The following is a 12,815-nucleotide window of genomic DNA, read 5'->3' on the forward strand; positions in this document are numbered from 1 at the left end:
CACAGGTCTTAACTGACGCGAGGCCTTCGAATGGACACGATATTCGCCTTGGCCAGCGCGCAAGGCAAAGCCGGGGTGGCGGTCATCCGCCTCTCTGGTCCTGACGCGCATCGTGCCGCGGCTGGGATGACCGGCGGCGCACTTCCGGCGCGTGGGATGTCTTTGCGGACTTTGCGGGATGCTGACGGTGCTCGTCTGGATGATGGGCTGGTGTTGACGTTTAAGGCTCCGGCCAGCTTCACCGGTGAAGATGTGGCAGAGCTGCAGATCCACGGAAGTACGGCCTCGGTTAATGCTGTCATGCGCTGCTTGTCGGAAACGGATGGTCTACGCCTTGCCGATCCAGGGGAGTTCACCCGCCGCGCGTTGGAAAACGGCAAGATGGATTTGGCCCAGGTCGAAGGCCTTGCCGATTTGATTGACGCCGAGACAGAAGCCCAACGGAAACAGGCGCAAACGATCCTCGCTGGTGAGTTGGGAAACCTGGCCGAGCGATGGAGGAGGGACCTGATCCGCGCCGCCTCTCTGTTAGAGGCCGTGATCGACTTTGCCGATGAAGAGGTTCCGACCGACGTCACCCCTGAGGTGCGCGACCTGATCTCGGGCGTTAAGGCTGATTTGAAGCGCGAAGCAGATGGCGTTCAGATCGCGGAACGCATCCGAACCGGTTTCGAAGTTGCAATCGTTGGCCTTCCCAACGCGGGCAAGTCTACCTTGCTGAATGCTTTGGCGGGGCGAGACGCTGCAATTACATCAGAATATGCGGGGACAACGCGGGACGTCATCGAAGTCCGAATGGATTTGGCAGGACTCCCAGTGACACTACTGGACACCGCCGGGCTGCGTGATACGGACGACCACGTTGAAAGCCTTGGTATCGCATTGGCTAAGAAACGCGCTGAATCTGCTGATTTGCGTGTTTTTCTTTCTGACGACCCGTTGAGTCTTGGTGTTGATATTCAGCCAGATGATATTGAGGTGGCACCGAAAGCGGACCTTCGAAACCCAGAAGACGGTGGGGTTTCCGGGAAAACGGGTCAGGGGATTGATCAACTTATCTCCAACATATCGCGTGTACTGAGTGATCGTACCACTAGCCATGGTATTGCGACACGAGAACGCCATCGTATTGCTTTGACTAAAGCACTGGATGCTCTGACGGCGGCAATGTCGGTTCTGGAATCGGGACCGGACCTGTATGATATCGCTGCAGAAGAGATGCGCACTGCGATCCGCGCACTTGAATCTTTGGTGGGAAGAATAGGCGTCGAGGATCTGTTAGATGAAATATTCTCGAGCTTCTGTCTGGGAAAATAGGGAGTGTTTCACGTGAAACATTCAGACTTCGATGTAGTCGTCATTGGCGCGGGGCACGCGGGCACCGAGGCTGCGCATGCTGCAGCCCGAATGGGCGTTTCGACAGCATTGGTCACGCTATCCGCCGCAGATATCGGTGTGATGTCCTGCAATCCTGCAATCGGAGGATTGGGTAAAGGCCACTTGGTTCGCGAGATAGATGCCCTGGACGGCGTCATGGGACGTGTTGCAGACCAGGCAGGAATCCAGTTCCGGCTGCTGAACCGCCGAAAAGGGCCAGCAGTACAGGGTCCACGGACGCAAGCGGATAGGGCGCTTTACCGAGCCGCGATGCAAAAGGAAACGGATAGGCAAGAAAACCTGTCTGTCATTGTTGGTGAAGTCGTAGACTTTCTGATGAATCAGGATCGAGTTGCTGGCGTTAGGTTGGGCGACGGATCAGAAATCTCGGCAAAGTTTGTCATTCTTACGTCCGGCACCTTCCTTCGAGGCGTCATTCACATCGGAGATGTTTCGCGACCCGGTGGTCGCATGGGAGATCGCCCTTCCGTGAGGCTGGCGGAACGTTTGGACGCATATGATCTTCCAACGGGACGTTTGAAAACGGGAACCCCACCGAGGCTGGATGGACGTACCATAGATTGGTCAGGGTTGGAACGTCAGGACGGTGACGACGAACCAACCTTGTTCTCGTTCCTGTCGACTTCAGTTGTTGCGCCGCAGATTTCGTGTGGGATTACCCATACGAACGCTCAGACACATGAAATAATTGAAAAGAACCTAAGCAAGTCAGCGATGTATGGTGGGCATATAGATGGCGTTGGCCCAAGATATTGCCCGTCGATCGAAGACAAGATTGTTCGGTTTGCAGAGAAAGAATCACATCAGATCTTTCTTGAACCCGAAGGGGTGAATGATCACACGATTTACCCCAACGGTATTTCAACGTCTCTGCCGCAGGATGTGCAGCTACAATATGTTCGCTCGATCAAAGGTCTGGAGATTGCTGATATCCTACAACCCGGCTATGCCATCGAGTACGATTATGTAGACCCCCGTGTCCTATCAGCGACTTTGGCCTTGCCCGAGATTCCAGGCCTATATTTAGCGGGTCAGATCAACGGAACCACAGGATATGAGGAAGCTGCCGCTCAGGGGATGGTTGCTGGCCTCAATGCGGCTTTGGCTGTTCAAGGTAAAGACCCGGTCCATTTCACCCGCGCCGATAGCTATATCGGTGTCATGATAGATGATCTTACCACCCGAGGCGTTGCTGAACCGTATCGGATGTTCACCTCTCGTGCGGAGTTTAGATTGTCACTTCGAGCAGATAATGCAGATCAGCGTTTGACCCCAATTGGATTGCAGTTGGGGTGTGTTGGAAGCAGGCGTCGACAAGCTTTCACAGAAAAGATGGATCAATTGAGCAACGCGAAATCTCTTCTTAGCGATAGAACCTTTACGCCGAAAGAAGTTCTGGCCGCCGGTATCAATGTCAATCAGGATGGGAATAGGCGTGATGGAATGGCGATTTTGGCTTTTCCGGATGTGGCTTTTGAGGACCTGCTGCCCTTGATACCCGAACTGGACACGGTGACGCCAGAAATCCGGCTTCAGGTCGCTAGGGATGCGTTATACGCAAACTACATCGCACGGCAGCAGCGGGATGTCGAAGCGATGAAGAGGGATGAAGCCTATCAGATTCCCAGGGATTTCGACTATTTTGCTTTGGATGGGCTTTCATCTGAAATGAAGCAAAAGCTGTCTCAGGCAAAACCCGGAAATATTGCTCAGGCCAGTAGGGTAGAAGGTGTTACACCCGCGGCCTTGACCTTGGTTTTGGCAAAACTTCGGCGTGATCAAAAAGTTAAACAAGCATGAAGCCTGAATTTTCCAAGTTTGATGTTTCACGTGAAACATTCGACCGGCTGGATACGTATGTAGAGCTGGTGAAACGCTGGAATCCCAAGATCAACTTGGTTTCAAGAAACAGTCTGGAGGATATCTGGGATCGACATATTCTGGATTCCGTCCAGGTATACCGGTGTACAACGGCTGCAGGTACCTGGGTTGATATCGGAACCGGAGGCGGATTTCCGGGAATGGTGTGTGCGATTATGGCATTGGAAGAGTCACCCAATACCCGTTTCCAATTTGTTGAAAGTGATCAGAGGAAATCGGCTTTTCTAAGGAACGTTGCTCGTGAATGTGGGGTGATGTGTCAAGTCATTTCAAAACGAATCGAATCCGTTGATCCACTTGAAGCTGATATTCTATCGGCCCGTGCTTTGGCAGATCTGCGCACATTATTGTCCTTTTGTGACAGGCATTTAAGCGAGAACGGAACTGCTTTGTTGCCGAAAGGCGCGAACTGGAAAAAAGAACTGTCAGAGGCTCAGGAAGAATGGAAATTCGATGTTGAGCCGATTACAAGTTTAACAGAGCCCCAAGCCGTAATCCTTAAAATCAAAGGAGTATCTCGTGGTTGATCTTTCTCGTCCTTCAGGGCCCCGGATAATTGCGGTTGCCAATCAGAAGGGCGGAGTTGGGAAAACCACGACGGCGATCAATCTGGCTGCGGGTTTGGCCGAAGCTGGCTGCCGGGTTCTAGTTGTTGATCTCGATCCGCAGGGCAACGCGTCGACTGGATTGGGTGTCGAAGACCGAGATTGGACCACTTACGATCTTGTTTTGGACGACGCACCGCTCGAGGCGGTCATACAAGAGACTGAGATAGGTGGTCTTTTCGTCATTCCGGCCACTGTCGATCTGAGTTCGGCGGATATCGAACTCATTTCAAACGAAAAACGCAGCTACTTATTGCATGACGCGTTGCGACAAACCTCAATAGATGGATTCGAGCTGGATTTCGTCTTGATTGACTGCCCACCGTCCTTGAACCTGCTGACGGTGAACGCGATGGTAGCCTCGCATTCGGTTCTCGTTCCATTGCAAAGTGAGTTCTTTGCTCTGGAGGGTTTGTCTCAGCTGATGCTGACGATCCGAGAGGTTCGCCAAACTGCGAATCCAGACCTGAGAATCGAAGGGATTGTGTTGACTATGTATGACAACCGCAACAACTTGTCCCGTCAGGTCGAAAAAGACGCACGTGACAATTTGGGTGAGATGGTTTTTAAGACCAAGATACCCAGAAATGTGCGGGTCAGTGAGGCGCCGTCTTACGCGTTGCCAGTTTTGCAATATGACTCGGGCTCGCTTGGGGCGATGGCATATCGTCATCTGGCCCGCGAAGTCATGCACAAGAACAACAAAGTCGCCGCTTAAGCGACAATGAGGAGGGCGACATGAGCGCCAAAAAAGCGAAACCCAGGGGTCTTGGTCGCGGTCTTTCGGCCCTTATGGCGGATGTCACGCAGGAAACCGATGGACGCTCACCGGCTGAGCCGCGTCGGCCGGACATGACGGTTCCCATCGAAAAGCTGAAGGCAAACCCGAACCAGCCGCGCCGGACTTTCCAGCCGGAGCAGTTGGATGAATTGGCATCCTCGGTCAAGGAAAAGGGAATCATCCAACCATTGATCGTGCGGTCAATCGGTGCTGGAGAGTATGAAATCGTTGCGGGTGAACGCCGCTGGCGCGCTGCGCAGATGGCGCAACTGCATGATATTCCAGTTATTATTCGTGATTTTGATGATACCGAAGTTCTGGAAGTCGCGATTATCGAGAATATCCAACGAGCGGATCTGAATTCCGTCGAAGAAGCGGCTGGTTACAAGCAGCTCATGGATCGTTTCGGCCACACGCAGGAGAAACTGGCCGAGGCTTTGGGTAAAAGTCGCAGCCATATCGCTAACCTCTTGCGGCTTTTATCTCTACCGATGGATGTGCAAGCCCTAGTGGTCGAAGGGAAATTGTCCGCGGGCCATGCACGAGCTTTGATCACAGCCGAGAATCCATTCGAGCTGGCCAAGCAGGTCGTGAAAGATGGGCTTTCGGTGCGAGCCACAGAAGCCCTGGTGAAAAAGCAACAGCAGGATACAGGAGATCGTCCTGCACCGAGGTCTCGCGATCTGAATGCAGGCAAAGATGCAGATACCCGCGCATTGGAGAAAGACCTTTCGGCCATTTTGGCTATGAAGGTCGCAATCAACCACAAAGCGGGGACGGAAACGGGTCAGGTTGTTTTAACCTATGAGAACCTGGATCAGTTGGACGATCTTTGCGCCAAGCTCAGCCGTTAGGGCGGGTCCAGATAAAGATCATGACGCCGCTTAGAACCACGGCCTGAATGATCAGGACGTGGGACGGCAAAGACAGCAGAACCGAGATGCCAAATACGGCGGCGACCGACACGGTGGCCGCCTTTTTTGCGCTCGGACGGATCGCGCCGGAGCTTTGCCAATCGATAATCATCGGACCAAACACTTGATGTGTTAGAAGCCAATTGTGTAGCCGGGACGATGAGCGGGCAAAGAAAAACGCGGCCAGCAGCAGAAAGGGAACGGTTGGGAGAAGGGGCAAGACCACCCCGACCATGGCGAGCGCGACGCAGAGCAAACCGAGACCGGCCCAAAGGTACTGCATCGGCTACTCCAACAACTCGCGGATCACCGCGTTCAGAATGGCACGCCCGTCTTTGGTTGCTTTCAGATGTGTGTCTGACATCTCGATCATGCCAAGGTCAGACAGAGAGTCGAGCTTGTCTTTGGAGAGATGGTGTCCAGAGAGAATGCTGAACCTCTCCATATCTAGGCCTTCAGTCAGACGCAGACACATCATAAGGTATTCAGCTGCCTGTTCGGCCGGAAGAACCTCGGTTCGATCACTTTCTCCGGATCCGTTGGAAACCGCATTTAGCCAGGTATTTGGCGACAAATGGGTTTCCGTCGCGAATTTACGTCCATTCAATGTGACACGGCCATGCGCGCCGGGTCCGATCCCAACATAGTCGCCGTAGCGCCAATAGATCTGGTTGTGCTGCGACTCGGCGCCGGGGCGGGCATGGTTGGAGACTTCATAGGCGGGCAAGCCGTTAGCCTCGCAGACTTCTTGCGTGGCCAGATACATATCGGCGGCGTGGTCGTCCTTGGGCAAACCGCGTAATTTGCCGACCGCGTAGCGATCCCCAAAGGCGGTGCCCTCCTCGATCGTCAGCTGATAGAGCGACAGGTGATCGACGGCCATAGAGAGGGCCTCGGTCAACTCGGCCTGCCAAGCTTCAAGGGTTTGATGTTGGCGCGCGTAGATCAAATCAAAGCTGACGCGGTCGAAACAGGCGCGGGCGATGTCGAAAGCGGCGCGTGCTTCGGCGACCGTATGGATGCGGCCCAAGCGGCGGAGGTCTTTATCATTCAGCGCCTGCACACCCATCGAAATCCGATTGACGCCCGCGTCACGATAGGCGGAAAAGCGCCCGGCCTCGACCGAACCGGGGTTGGCCTCGAGCGATATTTCCATATCGTTGGCGGGCCGCCAGAGGCTGCGGGCTTCGTCAATGACGGCTGAAACGGTGTCGGGGTTCATCAGTGACGGGGTGCCACCGCCAAAGAAGATCGTATTGAGAACCCTGTCGGGCGTTTCACTGGCTGATCGGCGCAGTTCGGCTAGATAAGCATCAAGCCATTGTTTTTGATCAATATTTTTCGAAACATGGCTGTTGAAATCGCAATAGGGGCACTTGGCCTCGCAAAAGGGCCAATGCACATACAGGCCAAAGCCCCCGTTGCGCCAATCATCCGCCAAAGCAGCCCTTCACGAACATCTCTACCGCGCGACCACGATGGCTGATCTTGTTCTTTTCCCAACGATCCATCTCGGCAAAGGTAATATCGTGGCCTTCGGGGACAAACATAGGGTCATAACCGAAGCCGTCCTTGCCGCGGATTGGCCAGACGAGATGACCGGGCGCGATGCCTTCGAACACTTCGTCATGACCGTCGGGCCAGGCCAGGACCAATGTGCAGCGGAACTGCGCGGTGCGTGGGTGAGGAGCGTTCTTGGCCTCTAGTTCGTTGTTGGCACGGGTCATGGCCATCATGAAATCGCGGCCATTGTCGGTTTCTGCCCAGTCGGCTGTATAGACGCCCGGCGCACCGTCCAGCGCGTCGATGGTGATCCCGGAATCGTCCGACAGGGCAGGCAGGCCAGTGGCCTTGGCGGCGGCATGCGCCTTAATCCGGGCATTGCCGACGAATGTATCCTCGGTCTCTTCCGGTTCAGGTAGGTTCATTTCACCCGCGCCGACCACCGTCACGCCAAAGGGGGTGAGGAGATGGGCCATCTCCTCAAGCTTGCCTTTGTTGTGCGTGGCAACCAGCAGCCTGTCGCTGTCGAACTTGCGGGTCATGCGGTTGCTGCCTTTTGGGCTGCGGCTAGTTCACCCACGCCTTTTTCGGCCAAATCCATCAGTTGATCCATCTGCGCGCGGCTGAAAACGGAGCCTTCGGCGCTCATCTGAACTTCGATCAGCTTACCCGAGCCGGTCATGATGAAGTTACCATCCACGCCCGCCTCGCTGTCTTCGGGGTAGTCGAGGTCCAGCACCGGTTGACCCGCGTAGATACCACAAGAAACAGCTGCAACAGGGTCTACCAAAGGGTCCGAGATCACATCGCCCGATTTCATCAACTTGTTGACAGCCAGCCGCAGCGCCACCCAGCCACCGGTGATCGAGGCGCAGCGGGTGCCGCCATCCGCCTGGATGACATCACAATCGACGGTGATCTGACGCTCACCCAAAGCAACCCGGTCGACACCGGCACGCAGGGCGCGACCGATCAGGCGCTGGATTTCAACGGTACGACCACCTTGCTTGCCCGAGGCCGCCTCACGCCGCATCCGGGTGTTGGTTGCGCGGGGCAGCATACCGTATTCGGCAGTGACCCAACCCAGGCCCGAACCTTTGATGAAGGGCGGCACGCGATCCTCGATCGTGGCAGTACACAGCACGTGGGTGTCGCCCATCTTGATCAGGCAAGACCCTTCGGCATGTTTGGTGAAGCCCGTCTCGATTGAAACGGCGCGCATTTCGTTTAGATCACGTCCTGAGGGTCGCATGGGAATTCCTTTGTTTGCTGGGTTGGGGATAACGTCCTGCGGCATTACGATGCAACCCCGATTGACCTTTCATTTACCTGCGATTTAATGGCAGTCCAGCAGGGGACCGAGAATGAGCGAAGCCAGCAGAATTCTGTCAGAGATGAACGACCGGTCGCGTGAGGTGTTTCGGCTGATCGTCGAAAGCTATCTGAAAAGCGGTGAGCCGGTGGGAAGCCGCACCCTGACGCGGACCTTGTCCGAAAAAGTCAGCGCCGCGACCGTGCGCAATGTGATGCAGGATCTTGAGTTTCTGGGTCTTCTTGACAGTCCACACGTAAGCGCAGGGCGAATTCCGACGCAGCAGGGCCTGCGGATGTTCGTGGACGGTTTGCTTGAGGTCGGCGATCTGGGCGCCGACGATCGGCAGAAACTGGATGAGACTTTAGGCTCTAACGCAGGCGATGTTGGCGGAATGCTGGATCGCTTGGGCTCGGCTTTGTCACACGTGACACATGGCGCATCACTGGTTTTGACGCCAAAACACGAGGCCGAGATCAAGCATATCGAGTTTGTCTCATTGGCGCATGATCGGGCGCTGGTGGTTCTAGTTTTCTCGGATGGGCATGTCGAAAATCGGCTGTTCACACCGCCGCCGGGTCAGACGCCAAGTTCGATGCGAGAGGCGGCAAATTTCCTGAATGCGCTGATCGAGGGGCGAACGCTCAGCGAAGTGCGGCGTCAGATGCTGTCGCAGATTGATGCGCGTCGGCAAGAGATCGACGTACTGGCCCGCGAAATGGTGGAAAGCGGGATTGCGGCCTGGGACGGGGATGGAAGCGACTCGGCGCGTCTTATCGTGCGCGGTCGGGCGAATCTTTTGGCAGATTCGGGTGAGGCCGAGGAGTTGGACCGCATTCGCACCCTGTTCGATGATCTGGAACGCAAGCGCGACATTGCCGAATTCCTTGAATTGACCGAGGAAGGCGAGGGTGTGCGCATTTTTATTGGCTCTGAGAACAAACTTTTCTCACTTTCGGGTTCCTCTTTGGTGGTGTCTCCTTATATGAACGCTGATCGTAAGATAATTGGTGCGGTTGGGGTCATTGGACCCACACGTTTGAATTATGGACGGATCGTACCGATCGTGGATTATACGGCGCAACTGGTCGGCAAGCTGATATCCGACCGGAGCTAGAGGGTAAGAGATGGCAGAGCCCAAGAACGAAGAATTTCTGGACGACATCATGGCGGCCGAAGCAGAAGAGCTGGCTGAAGAGTTCGCTGAGATCAGCGATGAGGCACTGGAACTGGATGAGTTGCGCGCCGAGCGGGATGACTACAAAGACAAGTTCATGCGCGCTTTGGCTGATGCGGAAAACGCGCGCAAGCGTGGCGACAAGGCCCGTCGGGACGCGGAGCAATATGGTGGCTCGAAACTGGCTCGCGACATGCTGCCCGTATATGACAACATGAAACGCGCGCTTGAAGCAGCGACCGATGAGCAGAAAGAAGTGGCTGCTGGTTTGCTGGAAGGTGTTGAGCTGACCATGCGGGCACTGAAGGATGTGTTCCAAAAGCACGGCATCGAAGTGATCACGCCTGAGGTTGGGGATCGGTTCGATCCGAATGTGCACGAGGCGATGTTTGAAGCGCCGGTACCTGGAACCCGCGCAGGGGACATCATTCAGGTGTCTGCAGAAGGGTTTATGTTGCACGACCGTTTGCTGCGCCCGGCGCAGGTTGGTGTGTCGTCGACACCTGCGAGCTGATTGTCCTCTGCGAGGCCAAGCCTCCGGCGAGAGTATTTTTGAAAAGATGAAAGGGCGGTCAGGATTTGGCCGCCTCTTTCAGTTTGTAGATCAGGTCGAGTGCTTCGCGGGGGGTCAGCTCGTCTGGCAGGATGTCGTTCAGCATATCCGCGACCGGTGATGTTTTGGGGGCGGGCGGCGGCGGTGGTGCGGCTGAGAAGAGCGGGAGGTCGTCGATCAGGGATTTTTGTTTACCGCCCTCACGCTCGGTTTTTTCCAGTTGATCCAACACGATGCGGGCACGCTCGACGACTGAGGCAGGTAGGCCCGCCAGTTGGGCGACCTGCACACCGTAAGACCGGTCGGCGGCGCCTTTGTGGACTTCGTGCAGGAAAATGACTTCTCCTTCCCATTCCTTCACGGCCACGGTGGCGTTGTCGACGCCTTTGAGCTTTCCAGCAAGCGCAGTGAGCTCGTGGTAATGCGTGGCGAACAATGCGCGGCATTGGTTGGCGGCGTGCAGGTGCTCCAGCGTGGCCCAGGCGATGGAGAGGCCGTCATAGGTGGCGGTCCCGCGGCCGATTTCATCCAGAATGACGAGGGCGCGGTCATCGGCCTGATTCAGAATAGCGGCGGTTTCGACCATTTCGACCATGAAGGTCGAGCGGCCTCGGGCCAAGTCGTCAGAGGCTCCGACCCGGCTGAAAAGCTGGCTGACAAGGCCGATATAGGCCTGTTCCGCAGGTACGTAGCTGCCCATTTGGGCCAGTAGGGCGATTAGGGCGTTCTGGCGGAGGAAGGTTGATTTACCGGCCATGTTGGGACCGGTCAGCAGCCAAATTGCGGCCCCGTCTTCGGCACTGAGATCGCAGTCATTTGCGACGAAGGCATCGCCGCTTTGCTGGCGCAGCGCGTGTTCGACCACCGGGTGGCGTCCGCCCTGAACCTCAAAGGAGCGCGAGGTGTCGACCTGTGGGCGACACCAATTCTCACCGCGTGCAAGATCGGCCAGAGCGGTGGTCAGATCTAGCTCGGCCAATCCTCGGGCGGCTTGGTTGAGGCGAGCGGCAAGGGCCAGAATCTCGTCAGAAAGCCTTTTATAGAGCCGCTTTTCGATCTCCAAAGCCAAGTTTCCGGCGTTCAGGATACGGGTTTCGATCTCGGACAGTTCCACCGTGGTAAACCGGACTTGGTTCGCGGTGGTCTGCCGGTGGATATAGGTCTCGGAGAACGGCGGGTTCAGCATCTTCTCCGCATGGGTGGCCGTGGTTTCGATGAAATAGCCCAACACGTTATTGTGCTTGATCTTCAGTGAGGTGATCCCGGTGTGTTCCGCATATTTCTGCTGAAACCCGGCGATGACAGACCGGCCTTCGTCGCGCAGGGTGCGCGCTTCGTCCAGTTCGGGGTCAAAGCCGGGAGCAATGAAGCCACCGTCGCGGGCCAGCAGAGGTGGTTCGGCCACCAAAGCCTCATCCAGCAAGTTCAGGAGGTCGTCGAAGCCAACAAGGTTTTGTAAGGCGGTTGTCAGCAGGACCGGCAGATCCTGCCCTTCGCAAATGCCCGCAATTGCAGCGGCTTGGGTCAGGCCGTTGCGGATGGCGGCCAGATCGCGAGGCCCGCCACGTTCAAGCGACAGGCGAGACAGGGCGCGGTCCAAATCTGGGGTTTTGCGCAGGGCCTCGCGCAGGTCCGAGGAGATCAGGCTGTCTTCGGCGGCAAAGCTGACGGCGTCGAGACGGGAATGGATCACATCCAGATTGCGAGACGGGCTTGAGAGGCGCTGTTCCAGCAATCGTGCCCCGCCGGGTGTGACGGTGCGGTCGACCACCGACAACAACGATCCGGCGCGACCGCCCGACAGAGATCGGGTTAGTTCCAGATTGCGGCGCGTGGCGGCATCGATCTGCACCACGCGGTCTTCGGATTCCTTCAAGGGTGTTTGCAGCAGGGGCAGTTTGCCCTTCTGCGTGATCTCAAGATAGTCGATCAGGGCACCCATGGCCGACACTTCGGCCCGTCCAAAGGAGCCGAACGCCTCCAGCGCGCCCACGTGAAACAGCCCGCAGATGCGTTTTTCCGCCGCGGTACTGTCGAAACTGGCCCGTCCAACAGGCGTCAGCGAGATTCCCAGATCGCGGACGGTTTCGTTCAGCGACTGCTCCATCCCGTCAGCAACGATCAACTCGGATGGCGCCAAACGTGCCAACTCTGGGCTGAGGCGCACGGAGGTCAAAGGCATCACGTGAAACGCCCCGGTCGAGATATCGGCCCAGGCGAGTGCGGCCTCATCACGGACCTCGGCATAAGTGGCCAGAAAGTTATGGCGGCGGGCTTCCAGCAGGGCGTCTTCGGTCAGCGTGCCGGGCGTTACTAGACGCACGACATCGCGCTTTACCACCGATTTAGAGCCTCTTTTCTTCGCTTCAGCCGGGCTTTCCATCTGTTCGCAGACGGCCACGCGAAACCCTTTGCGGATGAGGGTCAGCAAATAGCCCTCAGCCGCATGCACCGGGACACCGCACATCGGGATATCGTCGCCATTGTGTTTGCCGCGCTTGGTCAGAGCGATGTCCAGCGCTTCGGCGGCGTTGACGGCGTCCTCGAAGAACATCTCGTAGAAATCGCCCATGCGGTAGAACAGCAGGGCGTCGGCATGGGCCTCTTTGATCTCGAGATATTGCGCCATCATCGGCGTGACTGTGGACAAAAGCGGCCCCCTTCTGGCGTGTTCCGGACGTGACCTTACAA

Annotated in this window: 12 protein-coding genes; 7 read left to right on the top strand and 5 right to left on the bottom strand. The window is 56.4% G+C overall.

Features of this window, described 5'->3' with window-relative positions; all coding sequences use genetic code 11:
• Positions 1-30 precede the first annotated feature (30 nt).
• The 5 genes from mnmE to ACR0AI_RS07850 are packed head-to-tail and all read left to right on the top strand — an operon-like array spanning position 31 to position 5,519.
• On the top strand, positions 31-1,317 hold the full coding sequence (mnmE, locus tag ACR0AI_RS07830; protein WP_480672976.1) for a tRNA uridine-5-carboxymethylaminomethyl(34) synthesis GTPase MnmE: 1,287 nt from the start codon (positions 31-33) through the stop codon (positions 1,315-1,317).
• Positions 1,318-1,329: 12 nt separating this feature from the next.
• Positions 1,330-3,198 carry a tRNA uridine-5-carboxymethylaminomethyl(34) synthesis enzyme MnmG gene (mnmG, locus tag ACR0AI_RS07835; protein WP_480672978.1) on the top strand — a complete coding sequence of 623 codons (1,869 nt, stop codon included), beginning with the start codon at positions 1,330-1,332 and terminating at the stop codon, positions 3,196-3,198.
• Positions 3,195-3,806, top strand: coding sequence for a 16S rRNA (guanine(527)-N(7))-methyltransferase RsmG (rsmG, locus tag ACR0AI_RS07840; RefSeq protein ID WP_480672980.1), 612 nt, complete (start codon positions 3,195-3,197; stop codon positions 3,804-3,806). The genes mnmG and rsmG overlap by 4 nt, the downstream gene beginning before the upstream one ends.
• Positions 3,799-4,602 (top strand): ParA family protein, encoded by an 804-nt coding sequence (locus tag ACR0AI_RS07845; protein ID WP_480672982.1) that lies wholly within the window; start codon positions 3,799-3,801, stop codon positions 4,600-4,602. The genes rsmG and ACR0AI_RS07845 overlap by 8 nt, the downstream gene beginning before the upstream one ends.
• Before the next feature lie 20 nt (positions 4,603-4,622).
• Positions 4,623-5,519 carry a ParB/RepB/Spo0J family partition protein gene (locus ACR0AI_RS07850; RefSeq protein WP_480672984.1) on the top strand — a complete coding sequence of 299 codons (897 nt, stop codon included), beginning with the start codon at positions 4,623-4,625 and terminating at the stop codon, positions 5,517-5,519.
• Here the strand turns inward: ACR0AI_RS07850 and ACR0AI_RS07855 are convergent.
• Genes ACR0AI_RS07855 through rph form a run of 4 tightly spaced genes read right to left on the bottom strand, consistent with a single transcriptional unit; the run spans position 5,509 to position 8,334 of the window.
• The gene (locus tag ACR0AI_RS07855; protein WP_170643420.1) at positions 5,509-5,862 is read right to left on the bottom strand and encodes a YbaN family protein; all 354 of its coding nucleotides are present in this window, start codon (positions 5,860-5,862) and stop codon (positions 5,509-5,511) included. The genes ACR0AI_RS07850 and ACR0AI_RS07855 overlap by 11 nt on opposite strands.
• A 3-nt stretch (positions 5,863-5,865) precedes the next feature.
• Positions 5,866-7,020, bottom strand: a complete 1,155-nt coding sequence (gene hemW / locus ACR0AI_RS07860) for a radical SAM family heme chaperone HemW (RefSeq protein ID WP_480672986.1) — start codon at positions 7,018-7,020, stop codon at positions 5,866-5,868.
• Positions 7,010-7,624, bottom strand: coding sequence for an RdgB/HAM1 family non-canonical purine NTP pyrophosphatase (rdgB, locus tag ACR0AI_RS07865; protein WP_480672988.1), 615 nt, complete (start codon positions 7,622-7,624; stop codon positions 7,010-7,012). The genes hemW and rdgB overlap by 11 nt, the downstream gene beginning before the upstream one ends.
• Positions 7,621-8,334, bottom strand: a complete 714-nt coding sequence (gene rph / locus ACR0AI_RS07870; RefSeq protein WP_480672990.1) for a ribonuclease PH — start codon at positions 8,332-8,334, stop codon at positions 7,621-7,623. The genes rdgB and rph overlap by 4 nt, the downstream gene beginning before the upstream one ends.
• A 112-nt stretch (positions 8,335-8,446) precedes the next feature.
• On the opposite strand from rph, the gene hrcA reads away from it, so the two are divergent.
• Together hrcA and ACR0AI_RS07880 are read left to right on the top strand one after the other, a co-directional pair.
• Positions 8,447-9,511 (top strand): heat-inducible transcriptional repressor HrcA, encoded by a 1,065-nt coding sequence (gene hrcA / locus ACR0AI_RS07875; protein WP_480672992.1) that lies wholly within the window; start codon positions 8,447-8,449, stop codon positions 9,509-9,511.
• 10 nt (positions 9,512-9,521) lie between these two features.
• A complete protein-coding gene (locus ACR0AI_RS07880) occupies positions 9,522-10,085 on the top strand; it encodes a nucleotide exchange factor GrpE (protein WP_170470713.1) in 564 nt (187 codons plus the stop codon).
• Positions 10,086-10,143: 58 nt separating this feature from the next.
• On the opposite strand, the gene mutS is transcribed toward ACR0AI_RS07880, so the two are convergent.
• Positions 10,144-12,756: a DNA mismatch repair protein MutS gene (mutS, locus tag ACR0AI_RS07885; protein ID WP_480673345.1), complete on the bottom strand. Its 2,613-nt coding sequence runs from the start codon at positions 12,754-12,756 to the stop codon at positions 10,144-10,146.
• Between the last annotated feature and the right edge of the window lie 59 nt (positions 12,757-12,815).

The organism is Ruegeria sp. BG3, from assembly GCF_056538485.1.